Origin of the sequence: Pandoraea terrigena (assembly GCF_902459705.1) — a bacterium.
GTDB classification, from domain to species: domain Bacteria; phylum Pseudomonadota; class Gammaproteobacteria; order Burkholderiales; family Burkholderiaceae; genus Pandoraea; species Pandoraea terrigena.
Genome location: NZ_CABPRU010000010.1, coordinates 125,038 through 145,357 on the forward strand (window position 1 = coordinate 125,038; position 20,320 = coordinate 145,357).

General features: G+C 66.2%; 19 protein-coding genes and 1 pseudogene. 7 read left to right on the plus strand and 13 right to left on the minus strand.

Annotated features, from left to right (window positions below; genetic code table 11):
- Positions 1-9 precede the first annotated feature (9 nt).
- Positions 10-1,221 carry an efflux RND transporter periplasmic adaptor subunit gene (locus PTE31013_RS18595; protein WP_150614250.1) on the minus strand — a complete coding sequence of 404 codons (1,212 nt, stop codon included), beginning with the start codon at positions 1,219-1,221 and terminating at the stop codon, positions 10-12.
- 489 nt (positions 1,222-1,710) lie between these two features.
- Here PTE31013_RS18595 and PTE31013_RS18600 point away from each other — a divergent pair, with 489 nt between their 5' ends.
- The 4 genes from PTE31013_RS18600 (at position 1,711) to modC (ending at position 5,261) form a co-directional block, all read left to right on the plus strand.
- The gene (locus PTE31013_RS18600; RefSeq protein ID WP_150614251.1) at positions 1,711-2,373 is read left to right on the plus strand and encodes a TetR family transcriptional regulator; all 663 of its coding nucleotides are present in this window, start codon (positions 1,711-1,713) and stop codon (positions 2,371-2,373) included.
- A 252-nt stretch (positions 2,374-2,625) separates the two neighbouring features.
- Positions 2,626-3,450 (plus strand): molybdate ABC transporter substrate-binding protein, encoded by an 825-nt coding sequence (gene modA / locus PTE31013_RS18605; RefSeq protein ID WP_246174696.1) that lies wholly within the window; start codon positions 2,626-2,628, stop codon positions 3,448-3,450.
- Positions 3,451-3,469: 19 nt separating this feature from the next.
- Entirely contained in the window at positions 3,470-4,168 is a 699-nt protein-coding gene (modB, locus tag PTE31013_RS18610) for a molybdate ABC transporter permease subunit (protein ID WP_150614252.1), read from the plus strand.
- Positions 4,158-5,261 carry a molybdenum ABC transporter ATP-binding protein gene (modC, locus tag PTE31013_RS18615; RefSeq protein WP_150614253.1) on the plus strand — a complete coding sequence of 368 codons (1,104 nt, stop codon included), beginning with the start codon at positions 4,158-4,160 and terminating at the stop codon, positions 5,259-5,261. The genes modB and modC overlap by 11 nt, the downstream gene beginning before the upstream one ends.
- Positions 5,262-5,414: 153 nt before the next feature.
- On the opposite strand, the pseudogene PTE31013_RS18620 reads toward modC, so the two are convergent.
- The 5 genes and pseudogenes from PTE31013_RS18620 to PTE31013_RS18640 all read right to left on the minus strand — a co-directional run.
- A pseudogene (locus PTE31013_RS18620) lies at positions 5,415-5,657 on the minus strand (pentapeptide MXKDX repeat protein); the annotation flags it as partial.
- Positions 5,658-5,738: 81 nt separating this feature from the next.
- Complete coding sequence (locus tag PTE31013_RS18625) at positions 5,739-6,557, minus strand: molybdopterin-dependent oxidoreductase (RefSeq protein WP_217426243.1); 819 nt, start codon at positions 6,555-6,557, stop codon at positions 5,739-5,741.
- 29 nt (positions 6,558-6,586) lie between these two features.
- Entirely contained in the window at positions 6,587-7,222 is a 636-nt protein-coding gene (locus tag PTE31013_RS18630) for a cytochrome b/b6 domain-containing protein (RefSeq protein ID WP_150614255.1), read from the minus strand.
- A gap of 108 nt (positions 7,223-7,330) precedes the next feature.
- On the minus strand, positions 7,331-7,876 hold the full coding sequence (locus PTE31013_RS18635) for a winged helix-turn-helix domain-containing protein (RefSeq protein ID WP_150614256.1): 546 nt from the start codon (positions 7,874-7,876) through the stop codon (positions 7,331-7,333).
- Entirely contained in the window at positions 7,866-8,483 is a 618-nt protein-coding gene (locus PTE31013_RS18640; protein WP_150614257.1) for an SRPBCC family protein, read from the minus strand. The genes PTE31013_RS18635 and PTE31013_RS18640 overlap by 11 nt, the downstream gene beginning before the upstream one ends.
- A gap of 304 nt (positions 8,484-8,787) precedes the next feature.
- On the opposite strand from PTE31013_RS18640, the gene PTE31013_RS18645 reads away from it, so the two are divergent.
- Positions 8,788-9,807: an XdhC family protein gene (locus PTE31013_RS18645; RefSeq protein ID WP_150614258.1), complete on the plus strand. Its 1,020-nt coding sequence runs from the start codon at positions 8,788-8,790 to the stop codon at positions 9,805-9,807.
- Between the two features lie 170 nt (positions 9,808-9,977).
- Here the strand turns inward: PTE31013_RS18645 and PTE31013_RS18650 are convergent, their stop codons facing one another.
- From PTE31013_RS18650 to PTE31013_RS18665, 4 genes are all read right to left on the minus strand, one after another.
- Complete coding sequence (locus tag PTE31013_RS18650) at positions 9,978-10,421, minus strand: carboxypeptidase regulatory-like domain-containing protein (RefSeq protein ID WP_246174699.1); 444 nt, start codon at positions 10,419-10,421, stop codon at positions 9,978-9,980.
- A 128-nt stretch (positions 10,422-10,549) separates the two neighbouring features.
- Positions 10,550-12,085, minus strand: a complete 1,536-nt coding sequence (locus PTE31013_RS18655; RefSeq protein WP_150614259.1) for a DegQ family serine endoprotease — start codon at positions 12,083-12,085, stop codon at positions 10,550-10,552.
- 242 nt (positions 12,086-12,327) lie between these two features.
- Entirely contained in the window at positions 12,328-13,719 is a 1,392-nt protein-coding gene (locus PTE31013_RS18660) for an ATP-binding protein (RefSeq protein WP_150614260.1), read from the minus strand.
- The gene (locus tag PTE31013_RS18665; protein ID WP_150614261.1) at positions 13,719-14,426 is read right to left on the minus strand and encodes a response regulator; all 708 of its coding nucleotides are present in this window, start codon (positions 14,424-14,426) and stop codon (positions 13,719-13,721) included. Before PTE31013_RS18665 ends, PTE31013_RS18660 begins: the two co-directional genes overlap by 1 nt.
- A 306-nt stretch (positions 14,427-14,732) precedes the next feature.
- Here PTE31013_RS18665 and dacB point away from each other — a divergent pair, with 306 nt between their 5' ends.
- Together dacB and PTE31013_RS18675 are read left to right on the plus strand one after the other, a co-directional pair.
- Positions 14,733-16,346 (plus strand): D-alanyl-D-alanine carboxypeptidase/D-alanyl-D-alanine endopeptidase, encoded by a 1,614-nt coding sequence (gene dacB / locus PTE31013_RS18670; protein ID WP_246174701.1) that lies wholly within the window; start codon positions 14,733-14,735, stop codon positions 16,344-16,346.
- Between the two features lie 183 nt (positions 16,347-16,529).
- Entirely contained in the window at positions 16,530-17,468 is a 939-nt protein-coding gene (locus PTE31013_RS18675; RefSeq protein ID WP_150614262.1) for a sterol desaturase family protein, read from the plus strand.
- 40 nt (positions 17,469-17,508) lie between these two features.
- Here PTE31013_RS18675 and PTE31013_RS18680 read toward each other — a convergent pair whose 3' ends face one another.
- From PTE31013_RS18680 to purE, 3 genes are read right to left on the minus strand one after another with little or no spacing between them, the layout of a single operon-like run.
- Positions 17,509-18,570, minus strand: a complete 1,062-nt coding sequence (locus PTE31013_RS18680; RefSeq protein WP_150614263.1) for an L-threonylcarbamoyladenylate synthase — start codon at positions 18,568-18,570, stop codon at positions 17,509-17,511.
- A 3-nt stretch (positions 18,571-18,573) separates the two neighbouring features.
- Positions 18,574-19,767 (minus strand): 5-(carboxyamino)imidazole ribonucleotide synthase, encoded by a 1,194-nt coding sequence (locus tag PTE31013_RS18685; RefSeq protein ID WP_150614264.1) that lies wholly within the window; start codon positions 19,765-19,767, stop codon positions 18,574-18,576.
- Between the two features lie 41 nt (positions 19,768-19,808).
- Positions 19,809-20,315 (minus strand): 5-(carboxyamino)imidazole ribonucleotide mutase, encoded by a 507-nt coding sequence (gene purE, locus PTE31013_RS18690; protein WP_150614265.1) that lies wholly within the window; start codon positions 20,313-20,315, stop codon positions 19,809-19,811.
- Between the last annotated feature and the right edge of the window lie 5 nt (positions 20,316-20,320).

Genomic DNA, 20,320 nt, shown 5'->3' on the forward strand with positions numbered 1-20,320 from the left:
GGCTCCCCGTTATTGGGCTTTGGCGCCAGAGGCGGGGGCGGCCGCGGCCGGTGCGCTGGCACCCGCGGGCGCCTCGGCCCCCGGCAACTGCGCCGGAACCGCCTTCGCCGGTGCGCCCGGGCGCACCTTCTGAAGACCCGACACGATCACCTGATCGCCGGCGACGAGACCGGAACTCACCAGCCACATGTTGCCGATCGCGCGATCGGTGACCAGTTGACGCAACTCCACCTTGCCTTCCTTGTTCACGATCAGCGCGGTCGGCTGGCCCTTCTGGTCACGCGTGACGCCCTGCTGCGGCACGAGCAGACCCCCTTCCTTCACGCCCTCCTGGAGCTTGGCGTGCACGAACATACCGGGCAGCAACTCGCGGTTGGGGTTCGGGAAGATTGCGCGCACGGTCACGGAACCGGTCGTCTGATCGACGGTGATGTCGGAGAACTGCAGCTTGCCTTCGAGCGGGTACGTCGTGCCGTCTTCCAGCATCAGTTCCACCTTGGCGGCATTCTTGCCCGCACTTTGCAGCTTGCCCTCGGCCAGCGCACGACGCAGACGCAGTCCTTGCGCCGCCGATTGCGTCACGTCCACGTACATCGGATCGATCTGCTGAACGGTCGTCATCAGCGTGGCGGTGCCTGCCTGCACATACGCGCCTTCGGTGACCTGCGACAACCCCGTGCGGCCCGAGATCGGCGCCGGCACGTCGGTGTAGCCAAGGTTGATCTTCGCCGTGTCGACGGCCGCCTTGCCGGCCTGCACATCGGCATCGGCTTGCAGCGACGCGGCAACGGCGTTGTCGTAGTCCTGCTTGGACACGGCCTCGACGGCCACGAGTTGCTTGTAGCGATCGGCCAGCAGCTTCGTCGACGCCTGATTGGCCACGGCCTTGGCCAGCGTCGCCTTGGCGTTTTCATACGCGGCCTGGTACGTCGCCGGATCGATCTTGTACAGACGCTGACCGGCCTTGACGTCACTGCCCTCGGTGAATTCGCGCTTGAGCACGATACCGTCGACACGCGCGCGAACGTCGGCAACGCGGAAGGGCGAAGTGCGTCCGGGCAGGTCGGTCGTCAGCGTGACGTTCTGGGTTTGCAGTGTCACGACGCCGACCTCCGGCACCATGGCCTGCGGCGCCTGTGGCTTCTTGCCGCAGGCGGCCAGGGTCAGCACCGCGACGGCGACGGCGGTGGCCATCCCCAGTGAACTTCTCTTGACGTGCATATACGCCCCCGAAAAATGGAATGCGGTCAAACAAAATGACAAGTCTGTTGCGTACGATTGCGGCGGCGAAGCCCCGTCCGCAATCCCGTCGCACGAAGGCGGGCCGGCAAGTGCCCTGGGGGGCCGGCATACGGCCCCACGGAGACAGGCCCGGAAGGCGGCCATGAAGATGTCCCCGGCGCGGCGAATCTCGCGCACGCTGGCACTCATGCGAGATCGTCGAGCAGGCTCCGGGGTACCCGGCAATGGGGCAGGTCAATCCTGCCGCCAGCCACGCGGTGCGCCCCGGTCAATTCGCTCCCTGGGATCAGTGAGGTGTTTCCCTTAGACGAAGGAGCTTAAATGTTCCCTGTGCAATAGAGCAAGCGGCTGCTATTATAGATACATTCATGAATGTATGTAAATGATATCGCGTCGCACCAAAGTACGGCGCCAATTACGTTTCATTCCATTGCATTTCGCCAATTTCCGCTGCCCTGTAACACGACGATGGCCCGCAGAACCAAAGAGGAAGCGATCGAGACGCGCAACCTGTTGCTCGACACCGCCGAGACGGTGTTCGCACAGAAGGGCGTGTCGCGCACGTCGCTTGCCGACATCGCCGAAGCCGCCGGCCTGACCCGCGGCGCCATTTACTGGCACTTCAAGAACAAGATCGACCTCTTCAACGCCATGACGGATCGCATCCGCCTGCCGATGGAGCGCATGATCGACGAGGAATGCACGGAGCCGCTGGACGGTGACCCGATGGTGCGCATGCACGAGATCTGCAAGCTCGTGCTCGGCGAGACAGCGCGTAACGAGCGACGCCGCCGCGTGCTCGACATCCTGTTTCACAAGTGCGAATACACGAACGAGATGCTGTCGGTGCTCGAACGCCAGCGCGAAGCACGCACCGACGGCAAACAACGCATCATGCGAGATATGGAGCGCGCGATCGAACGCGGCCAACTCCCCAGGACGCTCGACACGCGCCGCGCGGCAATCATGCTGCACGCGCTCGTGGTCGGCATGATGTCGGACTGGCTCTTCCTGCCCGACTACGACCTCGGCGTGGAGTGCGATGCTGTGGTTGACGGCTTCTTCGACATGCTGCGCACGAGCCCCGCAATGCTGCGCGCTGGCAGCGAACCCCCGCCGAGCGCCCCCTGACGCCTCCCCCCCGACGTTCCCCCCTCACGCTGCCTGACGCGCCTTTACGCTCCATGAGTGCCATCTGAGCGCCGTGATACGCCGTATACCTGTACAGCGTCGCAGCGTTATATATAATCCTACATAACGCGTTGCGCACCTTGCGCGACCGGTGGTCCGGCCTCGCCGCCGGACTCCATTCATGAGCCGGCTCACGGCGACATTCGCCGAATACAGAGTCAGCCGATCCACCCTACGCTGGAGACCACGTTCGTGAAAGCTGTCGTTATCGCCGTCATCGCTCGCCTCAAGTCCCGCGCCTCGCGAAAAGCCGGCACGATGTTGCACCGCGCACTCGGCGTTGCCACCATTGGCGCGAGCCTGTTGTTTGCCGGCCACGCGGCGGCCCAGCAGGTGTTTGCCGCCGCCAGCATGAAAAACGCGCTTGACGACGTGTCGGCCGCCTACACGAAGGAGACCGGCAAGAAGCCAGTGCTGGTCTACGGCGCCAGCTCCACGCTGGCCCGTCAAATCGAGAAAGGCGCACCGGCCGACGTGTTCATCTCGGCCGACCAGGACTGGATGGACTATGCGCAGAAGCACGATCTGATCGACACGCGCACGCGTCACGACCTGCTTGGCAACGCGCTGGTGCTGATCGCACCGGCCACGACGACGGGCAACGTCGACCTGACGCCGGGCGGCACCGACCTTGACGCCAGGCTAGGCAGCGGCAAGCTCGCGATGGGCGACCCGGCGCACGTGCCGGCCGGCCTCTACGGCAAGGCAGCGCTCGAAAAGCTCGGTATCTGGTCGCGGGTGCAAGGCAAGGTGGCCGCCGCCGACAACGTGCGCAATGCGCTGTTGCTGGTCGCACGCGGCGAAGCGCCCTACGGCATCGTCTACAAGACCGACGCCAACGCCGAGAAGCGCGTGCGCATCGCGGGCACCTTCCCGGCCGACAGCCATGCGCCGATCGTCTACCCGGTAGCGGTGACGAAGCAGGCCAACCGCGCCGACGCCGATCCGTTCTACCGATTCCTGCAAACGCCAGGCGCCCAGGCCACGTTCCAGCGCTTCGGCTTCACCCGTCCGTAAATCCACTCGCCCGTCCATCATGAGCCTCACCCCGGAAGAATGGGGCATCGTCGAACTCAGCCTGCGCGTCGGCCTGTGGGGCACGCTGTGCAGCCTGCCCCTCGCCTACGCGGCCGCCTGGCTACTCGCACGCCGACGGTTCCCGGGCAAGTCGCTGCTCGATGCCCTGCTGCACTTGCCGCTCGTGCTGCCGCCGGTGGTCGTCGGCTTCGCGCTACTCGTGCTGTTCGGCACTCAGGGGGCCATCGGCAAGCTGCTGCACGATTGGTTTCACTTCACCTTCGCGTTCCGCTGGACAGGCGCCGCGCTGGCCGCCGGCGTGATGGGATTCCCGCTGCTCGTGCGCGCCATCCGGCAAGCGCTCGAAGCGTCCGACACGAAACTCGAACAGGCGGCACAGACGCTTGGCGCAGGCCCATGGCTCACCTTCCTGACGGTAACGTTGCCCCTCACCGCGACCGGCGCCCTGCACGGCTTCGTGCTCGCGTTCGCACGCGCGCTGGGCGAGTTCGGCGCCACCATCACGTTCGTCTCGAACATTCCCGGACAGACGCAGACACTGCCGCTGGCGATCTACACGGCCACGCAGGTGCCCGATGGCGACGCCATGGTCTGGCGCCTGTGTGCCATCTCGGTCGTGCTGGCGGTCGCCACGCTGATCGTCTCCGAAGTGCTGATCCGCTTCGGCCACCGCAAGGCGCTCGGCCATGACGGTTGAAGTACGCCTCCAACATCGGTTCGGCGATTTCGCGCTCGATGCCGAGTTCGCCGCGGGCATGGGCGTGACGGCGCTGTTCGGGCCGTCCGGCAGCGGCAAGAGCACGGTCGTCAACGCGGTGTCCGGCCTGCTCAGGCCCGATGCCGGGCGCATCGTCGTGGGCGACGATGTCCTCTTCGACAGCGTCGCAGGTGTCGCGCTGCCGACATGGCGTCGCCGCATCGGCTACGTATTCCAGGACGCACGCCTGCTGCCGCACCTGACCGTGCGTCAGAACCTGCTGTTCGGCCGTTGGTTACGACGTGGCGACGTGGCCGCCGGCACCGGCGCCATTGCGCTAGATCATGTGGTCGACGTGCTGAACCTGGGACACTTGCTGAGTCGCCGCCCGGGCGCCCTCTCCGGCGGCGAGAAGCAACGCGTGGGGATTGGCCGCGCGCTGTTGTCGTGCCCGCGCCTGCTGCTCATGGATGAGCCGCTCGCCTCGCTCGATCATGCGCGACGTCTCGAGGTGCTCGACTACCTGAACCGCATCCGTCACGCATTGGCGCTGCCCGTGCTCTACGTCACGCATTCGCTTGACGAAGTGATGCGACTGGCCGATCAGGTGGTGTTGTTCAAGGACGGACGCACGATCTCGCAAGGCGCACCAGCCGATGTTCTCAACGTCCATCGCGATGCGCTCGACGGCACCGCCGAAACACCGGGTACCGTTCTGGAGACGCGCATCGTCGCGCACGACGCCCGGTATGGGCTGACCGAACTGGCCGTCAACGGCAGCGACACCGTTCGGCTACGGGTTCCACGCGCCAGTGGCGAGGCGGGCGACGCGTGCCGGATTCTCGTGCGCGAGCGCGACGTTGCCGTCGCCACGTCGCCGCCGGTCAACACCAGCGTACTGAACGTGCTGGAAGCACGCGTGGCATCGCTGCGCGATCTGGGCGATTCGGTGGAAGTCGGCGCCACGCTGCTCGGCGATACCGTCGGGACCGTGCTGCGCGCTCGCATCACGCGCTTCTCCGCCGATCAACTGCAACTGGCGCCGGGCCGCGATGTGTATCTGCTCATCAAATCGGTCGCGCTGACACGCTGACGTGGTGAAGCGGCGAAGCGTCAAAGCTGCGCGGCCGTCGCCCAGCGCGCGCAAGGCGTCGCCGCGCAGATCCGGAGCGACGCCTTACCGGCTTGTCGTGCTACGCCGACACCCGCTCGCTTACTGGGCCTTGCCCATCCCGTCGCCTTTGCTCTTCTTGCCCATGGCATCGGGTTTGCTCATCGCATCGCCCTTCGACATCGCGTCGTTCTTGCTCATCGCGTCGCCCTTGGACATTTTCCCGCTCTTGTCCATGTCCTTGCTCATGGCATCGCTTTTGCTCATCGCGCCAGCTTTGGACATCGCGTCGCCCTTGCCCATCGCGTCCTGGGCGAATGCCGCACCGGTGCCGAGCGCCAGTCCCATCGTCATGATTGCCAGATATCGCATTTTCATTGCCGTAGTCCTCAAAGAGTGAGTGTGTCCTGCCGGAGCGCCGTGCAAGCGCCCCGTCCATCGTGCAGTCGAGCGTTTGCGTCAACTGCCGCCGAACCAGTTATAGCCCTGGTCCTCCCAATATCCGCCCGGATACGTGTTGGTCACGAAAATCGCGCGGATATGCTTGGGATTCTTGTAGCCGAGCTTCGTAGGAATCCGCAGCTTCATCGGAAAGCCATACGCCCGTGGGAGCGTCTGGCCGTCATAGGTCAGCGCGAGCAGCGTCTGCGGATGCAGCGCCGTCGGCATGTCGATGCTCGTGTAGTAGTCGTCGGCACATTTGAAGCCGACGTAGCGCGCCGTGGTGTCCGCGCCGATGCGACGCAGAAAGTCGGCGAACGTCACGCCGCCCCAGCGACCGATGGCGCTCCAGCCTTCCACGCACACATGCCGCGTGATCTGCTCTGCCGCGCGCGGGGCGGCGAAACGGCGCAATGCGTCGAGCCGCCAAGGGGCCTTGTCCGCAATGAGGCCGGACAATTCCAGTCGGTAATCGCTTTCCTCGACGACCGGCGCTTCGTCCATCGAATAGAACGCGTTGAACGGGAACGGGCGCGTGATGCGCGATGCCGGGAACGTTGGCGCCAGCACATCCTGACGAAACAGGGCACCCTGCACACGATCGTTCCATCGCGAGATCGTGTCGAGCGCCGACGCGACGCCCGCGTTGTCGTCCAGCGAGCAGCCCGAGAGCAGCGCCACGCCACCGAGCGACAGCGTGCGCGTCAGAAAGGCCCGGCGTGAGGGTTCGACCACGCGCCGTGTCATCAATGCACGCGCTTCATGGAGAATCGCTTCGCCGTCGCGCACGACCGGTGCGTCGGGGGGAAGGTGGCTGGGCTTTCGATCGAAGGTCATGGCAGCTCCGTGTCTTGTCGCCGTCGCGCTCAGCGTCCGGTAATCATTGTGCGCAAGGTGCGCGGCACCAGCGCCACCATCACGACGTGGATCGCGACGAATGCCACGAGGCCCGCCATCGCGAGGAAATGCACCCAGCGCGCCCCCTGGAATCCACCGAACAACGCGCACAGCCATCCGAGCTGCACGGGCTTCCAGATCGCGAGTCCCGACACCACGAGCAAGACGAGATCGAGCACCGCGAACAGATACGCGGCACGCTGGACCTGGTTGTATTGATGGGGATCGTCGTGCGCGAGACGCCCGCGCAGTGCGGCGAACGCATCGCGCAACATGCCGCGCAGCGTCAGCGGGAAGAAGCGGTGCGACAGGCGTCCGCTCGCGGCGTTCACGAGCAAATAAACCAGCCCGTTGGCGGCCAGCAGCCACATCGCGGCAAAATGCCACCGCAATGCACCGCCGAGCCAGCCGCCCAGTGTGATCTCGTTGGGAAAGCGAAAGCCGAAGATCGGCGACGCGTTGTAGATTCGCCAGCCGCTCGTGACCATCGCGAGGACCGCCAGCGCGTTCAGCCAGTGGGTGATGCGCAGCCAGCCCGGCTGGACCGGACCGGTTCGCCCGGGAGGCTGGGCGGCGGGCGGCACGGACTTCGTCAAGGTGGACATGGGGACCTCCATCGCTGGGTTGGCGTCGATGGAGCCAGTGTCACGTCAGGCCGGTGACGAAGTCCTCACGGAAAAATAACGTTTTCGTGATAGTCGGGTCGACCGGCATCAAGGCTGATGCGGTGACGCCGGTCCGGCATCCGGGTCTTGCGCCTCACCGCCTCTGAGATAGGCGTCAAAGGTCGGCACGTGGGCGTCGAGCAGCAACCGGATCTCATTGAGAAGCGTGTCGTAGTGCGCGGCGAGGTTCTGCGCGAAAGGCGTGAGTTGGGCCCCGCCGCCGGCCACACCGCCTATGTGACGGGTGACGAGCGGCTCACGGAATTCGTGGTTCATCGCTTCGACAAGCAGCCACGCACGTCGGTACGACATGCCCATGCGGCGCGCGGCGGCGGAAATCGACCCGGTCGCTTCGATGGCGCGCAGCAACGTCTGGCGTCCCGGACCGAACACCGGCGTGTCGCCATCGCGCACACGGACGCGCACGTCGTAGCCGGCCTCACCGGCTGGCGCCGGCACCTTGCCGAAGGCTTCCAGCGCCTCCAGCGCCGCGGCCGTGGCCGTGGCCCGTCGCCCGCGCGCGGGCGAGTCTCCCGTCAGGGCGACGTCCGCCTTGGCCGCACCGCCTTTGCCTCGACGACGCTCAACTGGCATGGCCGCCCCACAGGAAAACGACGATCAGCATCAACGCCACCACGACCCACGGCCACCAGCGCGCCAGCTTGCCGCGCGTGACCGGCATGTCGCGCAACGCAGCATCCGCCGCGAGCGCGCCGGCCACGTCGCCGTCGGCGGCAATCGGCGGGTATGTCGCGACATGCGGCGCAACGGCTACCGTCAGACGCGCGAGGCATTCGTCGACGAGCGCGTGGGCCGCCGCCTGCGCCTGGGGCGTGTCCAGATGCGCAGACTCGGCACCCAGGTGCGCCGTGAGGTCATACGTGAGTAATGTGTGCATCGGTCCCTGCGCTTGCAACGTGACAGTGGCCTTGCCTCGTGTGTGTCCTGCAGCCGAGCCCAGACCGTCGAAATTCAACGTGTACGACGAGGGCGCCATCACGTCGGTCACCGTGATCCGGCCCGACCAGCGACCGGCCAGTGGGCCCGGCGCAGCCAACACAACGATCGTCCACGTACTGTCGTCGATCCGCTCGATCGACTCGCAGCCCGGTATGCACCCGCGCAAGATGCCCGGATCGTTCAGCGCGATCCATGCGAGGTCTCGCGCCACCGGCAATTGCCGTCTGTCATGTAGCTCCATTGCGCCTCCCCAAACGCCTTGCGGTCGCTCGTCAATCGTGCAGCGTCGTCGCGAACTTCGAGCTATTGTGACACGAGTTCCCCCGCATTCGATCCTCCGTTTCGACACGCCGCCCGCGCCGCAGCACAGCGCTCGGCAAGGTGTCGCGAGGCAATCAAATGAGGGGGCAAACCGCAATATCTGGTGGAATACAGCGCAAGCCAAGGCGCGCTATACTCGGCGCATCACATCGAGCGGCAAATTGACGACGGCCCATGCCTTGGCCGATGCGCTACCGCTCGCGTATTGGCCAAGGAACCGGACTATGGACAGTGTCGATCTGGAGGTGCTGAAGTCTGCCGCACAGTGGACCCGCGCGGGCTTTTTCGTCACGCTGGGCACCGTCGTACGCACCTGGGGCTCTGCGCCGCGCCCAGTGGGCTCGATGCTCGCGATTCGCGAGGACGGCCGTCTGGTCGGCTCCGTGTCAGGCGGCTGCGTCGAGGACGACCTCATCGCCCGCATTCGGGACGGCGAGTGGCCGCAGGACCGGCCGCAACTCACCCGCTATGGCGTGACCGCGGAGCAAGCACAACGCTTCGGCCTGCCATGCGGTGGCACCCTGCAACTGGTGCTCGAGCCGGTGCGCGACGCCTCGCGCATTCCGGAACTGCTCGACGCGATCTCGCAATTCCGACTCGTCGTGCGCGAACTCGACATGGCTTCCGGGGCGGTGCGCGTCGCGCCCGGCCATCGCACGCCACCGCTCGAATTCGACGGCGTGCGTCTCATCACCTCGCACGGCCCGCGCCATCGGCTGGTGGTCGTCGGTGCCGGGCAACTCTCGAAGTACGTGGCGAGCATGGCGTGCGCGCTCGACTATCACGTGATCGTCTGCGATCCGCGCAGCGAATACGCAGACGCGTGGCATGCGGACGGCGCAGAACTTTCGCGCGAGATGCCGGACGACCTGATCGTGCGTTTACAGCTCGACTCGCACAGCGCCGTGCTGACACTCACGCACGACCCCAAGCTCGATGACATGGCACTGCTCGAAGCGCTCAAGTCGCCTGCGTTCTACATCGGCGCCATCGGTTCGCGCGTGAGTAACGCGCGGCGCCGCGAGCGGCTGTCGCTGTTCGATCTGAGTTCGACGGAAATCGACCGGCTCCACGGACCGGTCGGCATGTACGTGGGCGCACGCACGCCGGCCGAGATCGCCGTGGCGATTCTCGCGGAGATGACGGCCATCAAGAACGGCATCGACGTCAAGCAGACCTTCGCCCTGCGCACCGTCGATGCCTCCGTCAACGACGACGCCCCGGCGTGTCGCAGCACGGCCTGAACCACGACGCGAACTCCGGCTCGCTCCCTTGCTTTGCTCGCCGCCGCATCACGCGGCGCAAAAAAAAGCGCCGCCTTTCGGCGGCGCAACTCGCTCACTCGTTGCTGAGTGATACTACCTGGGTTACCTCGTCATTCGTGGCGCTTCACTTGACACGACCGATCGGCACATCAGTCGTGCGGCCACAAAAACATTGCTGCGGCGTGCCCCTTGGCGGGCACCTTCACCTCTCTCGTCATCAGTTTGCCGTCATAGGTTGCCTTCACGGTGTAGCTGCCTTCGGGCAGCTTCACCAGCATGAACGGCCCTTTCGATCGTGCGTCGAGTACCGTCTTGCTCCCGCGCATGATCTGCACCTGGGCGTCGGCAACATACTCGTTCGCCCCGTCGCCACGTGCCGCCATCTCGATGGATAGCGGCCAGTGCGACGCTTCGCGCTTGAAGGCGCCCGACTGATCGCTGTCGATACCGCCCGAGACGTAGGTCACCTCGCCCTGTTGCATCGACGGCGGCAGCGTGCCGCCCTGCGCATGCGCCACCGATATGCCAAGCCCTCCGGCCAATGCTACGACCGCAGCAGCGGCCATCGACCAGCGTTGCCATTGTTGCCTCATGTTCGACCTCCCATTCATCATGTCATGATGCAGGATCGCACCGGTGACGCGGCAGTCGTGATGTCATCGCCGCCGCGCACCAGCACACAAGGTAGTGCGTGGCATCCCGCGAGTGTCTTTCCCGACGGTTAGCCGAGATCGACCGGGATGAAAATCTGTTGCCCGTCGCGCTGTACAAGCAACGCGACATTGTTGCCCGCTTTCTTGAGCTTGTTGCTCAGTTGCGAGGCGCTCGTCACCGGCGTGCCGTTGAGCGACAGGATGATGTCGCCCGGTTGCACCCCCGCCTGTTCGGCCGGGCCGCTGGCGCGTGCCACCAGCAAACCGTGCGTGACTTGCGCCGCACGCTTCTCGTCCGGCGAAAGTTCGCGCACCGCAAGACCCAACCGGCCGTGCGTGGCCGAGTCGTCAGTGCTCGCAACGTCCTTCTTCTCGTTCAGAGCTGCCACCGTCACGCTCACGTCCTGCTTCGCCCCGTTGCGCCAGACGGTCAGCGTCGCCTTCTCGCCCGGACGCATGTCGGCAATCTTCTCCGGCAACTGCACCGAGTCCTCGATGGTCGTGCCGTTCACCGCCAGAATGACGTCGCCCGGCTTCAGGTCCGACTTCGCGGCGGGGCCGTTCTTGTCGATGGACGACACCAGCGCGCCTGACGGCTTGGGCAAGCCGAACGACTTCGCCAGCGACTGGTTCACTTCCTGAATCGTCACGCCGATCCGGCCTCGGCTCACCTTGCCGTACTGCTGCAACTGCGCCTTGACCTTCATCGCCATGTTGATCGGAATCGCGAACGACAGACCCTGGAAGCCGCCGGTGCGCGAATAGATCATCGAGTTGATGCCGATGACCTCACCGCTCAGGTTGAACAGCGGGCCGCCCGAGTTACCCGGGTTGACCGGCACGTCCGTCTGGATGAACGGTGTGTAGTTTTCGTCCGGCAACGCACGTGCCTTTGCCGACACGATGCCCGCCGTCACGGTGTTGTCGAAGCCATAAGGCGACCCGATGGCCACCACCCATTCCCCGGCCTTCGATTTCGACGGATCGCCGATCTTCACTGTCGGCAGATTCGTCGCGGCAATCTTGAGCAACGCCACGTCGCTCGCCTTGTCGCTGCCCACGACCTTCGCCTTGTATTCGCGCTTGTCGGTGAGCTTCACCGTGACCTGACTCGCGTCGTCCACGACGTGTGCATTGGTCAGGATATAGCCGTCCGGGCTCACGATGAAGCCCGAACCCAGACTGCGCGTCGGTGCGCTTCCGGCATCGCCGCCGCCATCGCCACCGTCGTTGCCCGGCGCACCGTAGAAGTGACGGAAGAACTGGAACAGCGGATCGTTCTGATCCATGCCCGGCGGCATCGGCATCGCGGCAGCACCACCACCCGCCGATGGTTTCCCATCGTGCGTCACACTGATGTTGACTACGGCCGGTCCGTATTGTTCCGCCAGTTGCGAGAAGTCCGGCACAAGCATGCGCGGCGCGGTATTCGGGGTGTTCGGCACATTGGCGGCGGGCGTCGCAGGGTTGGCCGCATTGGCGTCGGCGACCATCTCCGAGGCCAATGGCGCCTGCCAGTGCTGGCGTCCTGCGACATAGCCGCCCGTCAACGCGACGAGCACAGCGCTGGCAACCAGCGTACGAGTGAGCTTCGAGGTCGGCATGAGTCTCTCCTTACTGACACCACGTTTGACATGACTGTGATGGTAAAGAGGCTCCCTTAAGGCAACCTTAAGGCGATCTCGAAAGTGACTTATCAGCCGCCAACGGACGTTTGGCTGAGTGCTATACGTTACGGCAGCAAGCGTTTGAAGGGGCGACGCGCGACTATCGGCCGGAGCGCCGCACACTCACCATCGATAACGACAAGGTCACACGTGCGACGCGCGGTTGAGCGCCAAGCGTGTCAAAGTTCCGGTGGCGGCCCCGACGGCGCGCCGCCGAAGCTCACGCGCACGCGAAGCCCCTGACCATGGCGAGCGTCCAACAACGCCACGTGCGCGCCATGCGCCTGCGCGATGTTGCGCACAATGGCAAGCCCCAAACCGCTGCCCTGCGCGCGCGGGCCATCGGTATCGTCTTGCGACGCGGTGTCCGCCTGCACAGGCGGTCCCGATGCCGCACCCCCACGGAAGAACCGGTCGAACACGCGCTCGCGCTCGGCCGGCGCAATCCCCGGCCCGGTGTCTTCGATCTCCACCACCGGTGCCGGTGTTACCGCGACCAGACGCACGTCGACATGACCGCCACGCGGCGTGTACTTCAGTGCGTTGTCGACCAAATTGCCGAAGAGCGTGTGCAACGCGTTCGCGTCGCCGTGCACGCGACTGACGGCTGCCAACGCGTCGGGTGCGTCCAGCCCGAGATCGATCCCGCGCGCCACCGCCAGCGCCGCATGATGCGCGACGACCTCCCCCAGCAGCGGGGCCAGCGGTACCTCGACGAATGCCGCGGCCGCACGCGCGGCATCCGGCTCCTGTCGCGCGAGCGTGAGCAACTGGGCCACCATATGCGAGGCGCGTCGCACACCGTCGCGCAGGTCACGCATCGCCTCGGCCCGCTCCGCGTCAGTGTGGGCTCGATCGAGCAGTTGGACTTGCAGTTGCAACGCGGCAAGCGGCGTGCGCAATTCGTGCGCCGCGTCTGCCACGAAGGCCTTTTGCTGCGCGAGCGACGCGTCGAGCCTGCCGAGCAGGCTGTTGAGCGCCCGCACGAGCGGGCGCACCTCATCGGGCAACCCGGCCTCGGGCAAGGCGTCCAGCGCCCCCGGCGCCCGCGTGTCGAGCGCCTTCGTCACACGACGCAGCGGCTGCAAACCGCGCCCCACCACAATCCAGACGAGCAACGCGAGCACCGGCATTGCCACGACCAGCGGCAACAGCGTGCGCACCGCCATCGACACCGCGAGCGAATCGCGGATGACCATCGGCTGTGCGAGCTGCACCACGTTATCGCCGACGAGCGCCGCGTAGACGCGCCAGTCGCCCTCGGGCGTCTGCACCGTCGTGAAACCGAGTTCGGCACGCGGCGGCAACGGCGTGCTCGGGTGCGAGTAATACAACTCCACACCGTTGCGACTCCATATCTGGATGACGAGTCCCCCCGCGTCGTTGTGCGCACCTGGCACGCTCGAGAACGGCTCGGCGGGCAACGACAGCGCCATTTGTTGCAACTGGAAATCGAACAGCGCGTTGGCCTCCGTGCGCGACTGCCGGAAGATGGCAATGCCCGCGAGCAGCAGCGCCACCGCGAGCGTGATCAGCAACCCGAAAAGCAGACGACGGCGAATCGATCGCATCAGTTCGCCCCCGGTGTCGCCGTGCCCGTCGCGGGCGGCGTCTCGCCGACATGCGCGGGCATCATGTAACCGACGCCGCGCACGGTGCGGATGGCGTCCGCGCCCAGCTTCTTGCGTAGCCCGTGGATGTGAACTTCGACCGCATTGCTCGCCACTTCCTCTCCCCAGCCATAGATGCGTTCTTCCAGTTGCGCCTTCGAGAGCACCGCGCCCGGCCGGTTGAGCAACGCTTCGAGCACGGCATACTCGCGCGCGGAGAGCACCACGGGCGAGCCGCCGCACGTGACCTGGCGCGTCGCGGGATCGAGCACGATGCCGCCATGACGCAACAACGGCTCGCTGCGCCCGGCCTGGCGTCGCACCAGCGCACGCAAGCGCGCCGCCAGCTCATCGAGATCGAACGGTTTGACGAGGTAATCGTCGGCGCCCGCATCGAGCCCTTTCACCCGGTCGGCCACCGCGTCGCGCGCCGTGGCGATGAGCACCGGCAGCGCCTGGCCGCGTGCACGCAGCGTGCGCAGCACGTCGATGCCGTCGCGACGCGGCAAACCGAGATCGAGCAGCAACGCGTCGTACGACTCGAGCGAGAGCACGTCGAGCGCGCGCTGCCCGTCGCCGACATGATCGACGGTCCAGCCGTCCTGGCGCAGTCCTTTCACGACGGCCGTGGCGATCATCGCATCGTCTTCCACCAACAAGATTCGCATGGATTGGGCACCGGTTGAGACCATCTCCGGGCGTCACGGGCCGCGAACGCAACGCTGCCTGAGGTTGCCTGCGGTTGCGCGATGTTGCCTTCACGTGACACTCGCCGGATTTCGACCCATTGTAGCGACAGTTCGTTGCATGACCGACTTACAATGTCAGGCATGCGCCGCGCATGGCAGACGCACATCGCGGCCCGGTTACCCCCTCATCGTTTCGCCGCCGCGTCCGCATCGCTTTGCCTGAGCCTGTCGTGCATTCAGGCCGTACGGTTTCGCTGCGCGCAACACTGGAGACCCTCGCCCGTCATGCGCGTTCCTCGCCTGCTCCGCAGCGCCCTTCGCTTCTCCCACGTCGCCGGTTCACTGCGGGCCTCACACTATTCGCCGCTACCGGTCCGCGTCATGGGCGATGCCGCACGCACGGGCTGCGCGGCGCTGGCCGTCGCGATGCTCGTGAGCGCGCCCGTCCAGGCGAAGCCGTTCAAGCACGCGAAGATGCCCCGGGTGCCGGCCGCCGCCGCGCGCGCCACGCCGCTCCCCCCTGCGCTGGCACGCGCCCTCGCCGCGAGCAAGGTGCCTGCCGCCCACGTGAGCGTGATCGTGGCGAAGGTCGACAATCCGTTGCAAACGCGGGGCCGTATCGCGCCGCCGCTGCTTGCCGTCAATCCGAACGTGCCGCGCAACCCCGCCTCGACGATGAAGCTTGTCACGACGATTGCGGCGCTCGACACGCTCGGCCCGGACTATCGCTGGCGCACGCAGGCATTCACGGACGGCGTGTCCGACGGTCACACACTCAACGGCAATCTGTATTTCAAGGGCTCGGGCGATCCGAAGCTCGTGCCCGAGGAGATGGAGAAGCTCGTCGACCAGTTGCACCACGCCGGGGTGACGAACATCAACGGCGACATCGTGCTCGACCGCTCGGCCTACAGCGCGGACATCGGCGAGATCGGAGCCATCGACGGCAGTGACGACCGGCCGTACAACGTTGCACCGGATCCACTGCTGTACTCATTCAAGGCGGTCTCGTTCAGCTTCACCGGCAATCCGAATGGCACCGTCGACGTGGGCGTGCTGCCGCCGTTGGCAAACCTGCAGGTTTCAAACAACCTGTCGTCCACCGGCTCAGGCAATTGCGGCGACTGGCTCACGCGCATCCACCCGACGCTGAACGCGATGCCCGACGGCAGCTACGTCGCGCACTTTTCGGGCACGTATCCGGCCTCGTGCGAGGACAAGGGCTGGAACGTGGCCGCCCCCGATCGCGATCGCTTCTTCCTCGGGGGCTTTCGCGCCTTGTGGCAAGCCTCGGGCGGACAGTTCAACGGCAGCGTGCGCAACGGTACCGTGCCGCCGGGCGCCCACCTGCTCGTCACGCATCGCGGCCAAACGCTGGCCGAAGTCGTGCACGACATGAACAAGTTCAGCAACAACGTGATGGCCCGGCAACTGTTCCTGACGCTCGGTCTCGCCGCCGACAACAACCGCACGCCCGCCAGCCTCACGCGCTCGCGCGACGTGCTGAACCGCTGGCTCGACAATAACGATCTCGCCATGCCGGGGCTCGTCGTGGAAAACGGCTCGGGCCTGTCGCGCATCGAGCGCATCAGCGCGGCGGAGCTGGCCGAACTGCTGCAGCACGGCATCAACAGCCCGACCGCACAGGTGCTGATCGAGTCGATGCCGACCGTCGGCGTCGACGGCACCATGCGCAATCGTCTGATGAACCGCGACGTGGCTGGCAACGCGCACATCAAGACCGGCACGCTCGACGACGTGGGTGCCGTCGCCGGCTATGTCGGCGCGCGATCCGGCAACGTCTACGTCGTGGTCTCGCTGGTGAACGATCCTCGCGCGAGTCAAGCGCGCGGGTTCAACGACGCGCTCATTTCGTGGGTGTACGAGAATGCCCCCTGATCCTGATGCCGATCATGTGCACTGTCTGAAATGGCGGTTCGGGCGGGACGCATTTGACGTTTCCCTCTAACCGCCGCGCTGCCCCGTTCGATTCACGTCAGAATAGACGTTCCATCAGTGCCACCGCCGCCAAGACGCCGGGGTGCCGATTCCGATGACCCCATCGTGAGGAGACGCGAGGTCATGAACGTCGAGTTGATCCTGCTGGCGCTCGCGCCGGTGTTCGTCCTGTGCATCGGCATCGAAGCCTGGTACTGGCGACGCCGCCGACCCGGCATGTACGGCCTGAAGGACACGGTCAGCAACGCCACACTCGCGCTCATGCACCAGGGCGCGGACAAACTCGCCTGGCTGCTCATCGTGCCGTTCTACGCGTGGCTCTACGACCATCACCGCCTCTACACGATGCCGGGCGGATGGCTCGGCTTCCTGCTGCTGTTCGTCGTGCAGGATTTTCTCTACTACGTATTTCATCGGGCCAGTCATCGCATCCGCTGGTTGTGGGCGGCGCACGTCGTGCACCACTCGTCCGAGCGTCTCAACCTGTCGACCGCCTTCCGGCAAAGCCTGATGTATCCGGTCGCGGGCATGTGGCTGTTCTGGACGCCGATGGCGCTCATCGGCTTCACGCCGACACAGATCGTCGGCGTGGTCCTGCTCAACCTCGCGTTTCAGTTCTTCGTGCACACCCAGGCGATCCCGACACTGGGCTGGATTGAATATGTGCTGAACACGCCGTCGATTCATCGTGCCCATCACGCCCGCAACCCGCGCTACATCGACCGCAACTATGCGGGGGTGCTGGTCGTCTGGGATCGGATCTTCGGGTCTTACGTGGAGGAAAGCGCGACCGAGCCGTGCGAATTCGGCATCGTCGATCCGATCCGCACGCACAACCCGATCACGCTGACATTTCACGAATGGCGGGCAATGGCGCACGATGCGCTCACGATGCCGGGCTGGCGCAACAAGGTGATGGCGCTGTTCGGGCCGCCCGAGTGGCGACGCGCGTGGCAGGCAGCACAAGTCGCCGCCGGACAGACGGTCACGCCGTCGCCGGACGGTTTATCAGGAAGCGTGGGAGATGTCCGCAGCGTCGGGGCGTCGCGCAACACGCCTTGACGACGAGGCGCAGGCGCCTTCGGCGGCGCGGCACGATGGGTTACGCGCGCTCGAACGCTGCCGCCGCGCGGCCGAGCCGGTCGCCGACCGCCGCCCATGCCGGGGTATCCGGCAGACGCTCGAACAGGATATGCGTGACGCTGGCACGGTCGAGCCGGCGCAGCATCGCGTAAAGGTCCGTCGCGAGCGCCGCGGGCGTGCCCGGTAACACGACCTTCACGATATCGGCCGACGCCGACACCTCGGCAGACAGCGTCGCAAGCGTCGACGCGAACGCCACCACCGCCACGCGCTCCCCCTCGGGACGCACGGCCAGCGCCGGGGCGAACTGCCCGGCATCGCACAGGTACAAGGGCGTGCGCGGCGCGTAGTGCGCCTTGAGTGTGCCCGAGGCGCGCGGCGCGTCACTGTCCTGCCCCGGCAAACGCGGCATCTCCCCAAGCACCTCGGCGATCTGCTCGGGCGTGATATGCCCGGGGCGCAGCAGCGCGGGGAAACCGCGCGACAGATCCACGATCGTCGACTCGATACCTACGGCGGCCTCGCCGCCATCGAGCACATGGACGGTGACGCCCGGCAGTCCGGCGAACTCGTCGCGCACGTGCTGTGCCGCCGTCGGGCTCACCTGACCGAAACGATTGGCGGAGGGGGCGGCCACACCGCCCTGCCCCCGGCTTCCGCCCTTGATCCGGGCAAACTCGCGCAGCAGCGCCTGCGCCACGGGATGCGACGGGCACCGCAGCCCCACCGAATCCTGCCCGCCGGAGACGGCATCGGGGATATGCGCCGCGCGCTTGAGAATCAGCGTGAGCGGGCCGGGCCAGAAGGCGTCCATCAGCTTGCGTGCGGCCGGCGTGACGTCGCTGCTCCAGTAGCCGGGATCGCCTTCCGGCGAGAAGTGCACAATGACTGGATGATTCGCCGGGCGGCCCTTTGCCGCGTAGATGGCCGCGATGGCCGCCGGATTCTCGGCATCGCCGCCAAGGCCATAGACCGTTTCCGTCGGGAATGCGACCAGTTCGCCGGCCACCAGTTGTTCGGCCGCCTGCGTGATCGCGTCTGCCGGCGGCATGACGATGCGCGGCGCTTGGGGCGACGTCATCGCTCAGTCTTCCAGCGGGATGTCGAGGCTCGCCGCCGCCGTCACGCACGCCTGGCGTGCTTCGTCCAGCGACGCACCGGCAAACGTGATGTGCCCCATCTTGCGGCCGACACGGGCGTCTTCCTTGCCATACAGATGCAGACGGGCCGACGGCAGCGCCACCACATCCGCCCAGGCTGGCGCGCGCGGATGATCCTTGCCGGCGCCGTCGAACCAGACGTCGCCAAGCACGTTGAGCATCACGGCCGGCGAGTGCTGGCGCGTCTCGCCGAGCGGCAGTCCGGCCATCGCGCGCACCTGCTGCTCGAACTGGCTGGCGGCGCAGGCATCGATGGTGTAGTGACCACTGTTGTGCGGACGCGGCGCCATTTCGTTGGCGACGAGCGACCCGTCCTTGAGAATGAAGAACTCGACGCATAGCACGCCGACATAATCCATTTGCGATGCGATCCTGGCCGCCGCGGCGCGCGCGGCATCGGCCAGTGCCGGCGCTGCGTCGGGCGCGGGCACTGTCGTGGTCGCGAGAATGCCGTCGATGTGCACGTTCTGGGCGAGCGGATAGGTCGCTACCGCACCGTCCGCGCCGCGGGCGCTCAGCACCGAGACCTCGAAGGCCAGTGCCAGGCGTTTTTCCAGCACGCAGGGCACGCCGCCGAGCGCCGTGTAAGCGTCGCGGGCTTCGGCGACCGAATTCACGCGCACCTGGCCCTTGCCGTCATAGCCCAGACGCGCCGTCTTCAGAATGCCCGGCAGCACGCGTTCGATGGCCGCATCGTCGATGGCGGCGAGCGCCTCATTCGATTCGATGACCAGATGCGGGGCCACAGGCACGCCGCAGCTTTCGATGAAGCGCTTTTCCGCCACCCGGTCCTGCGCGATGGCGACACAGCGCCCGGCGGGACTCACGGTCGTGGACGCGGCGAGGAAGTCGAGCGACTGTGCCGGCACGTTCTCGAACTCGGTCGACACGGCCGGGCACAGCGAGGCCAGTTCGGCAAGCGCCGTCTCGTCACGATAATCGGCGACGATCAGGCGATCGGCCACGGCACCGGCCGGACAGCGCGGGTCCGGGTCCAGCACGCAGACCTTGTAGCCCATCGACTGGGCGGCAAAACAGAACATGCGACCGAGTTGGCCGCCGCCCAGCATACCGAGCCATTGGCCGGGAAGGACGGGCGCAGCAGAGGCAGAATTCATCTTCGTTGAGGCGCTGACAGTAGCAGGAACGTGTTTTTCTTTTACAGCGCGGGCAGCGTCATGCCGCGCGCCGCTTCGGTCTGCCTGGCACGAAACGCGTCGAGCTTGTCGGCCAGCGTCTTGTCGTCGGCCGCCAGCATCGCGACTGCGAACAATGCCGCGTTGGCCGCGCCCGCCTCGCCGATGGCGAACGTGGCGACGGGCACACCCTTGGGCATCTGCACGATCGAGAGCAACGAGTCTTCGCCGCGCAGATATTTGCTCGGCACCGGCACGCCCAGCACGGGCACGGACGTCTTGGCGGCGATCATGCCCGGCAGATGGGCGGCACCGCCCGCGCCCGCGATGATCGCGACCAGTCCGCGCTCACGCGCGGCTTCGGCGTAGCGGAACATGTCGTCCGGCATACGGTGCGCGGAGACGACCTGTGCCTCGTAAGGCACACCGAACTCGGCCAGCACAGCGGCCGCGTTCTTCATCACTTCCCAGTCCGAGTTGGACCCCATTACCACGCCAACGCGCGGGGCCACGGCTTGTTTATCGCTCATGTCGT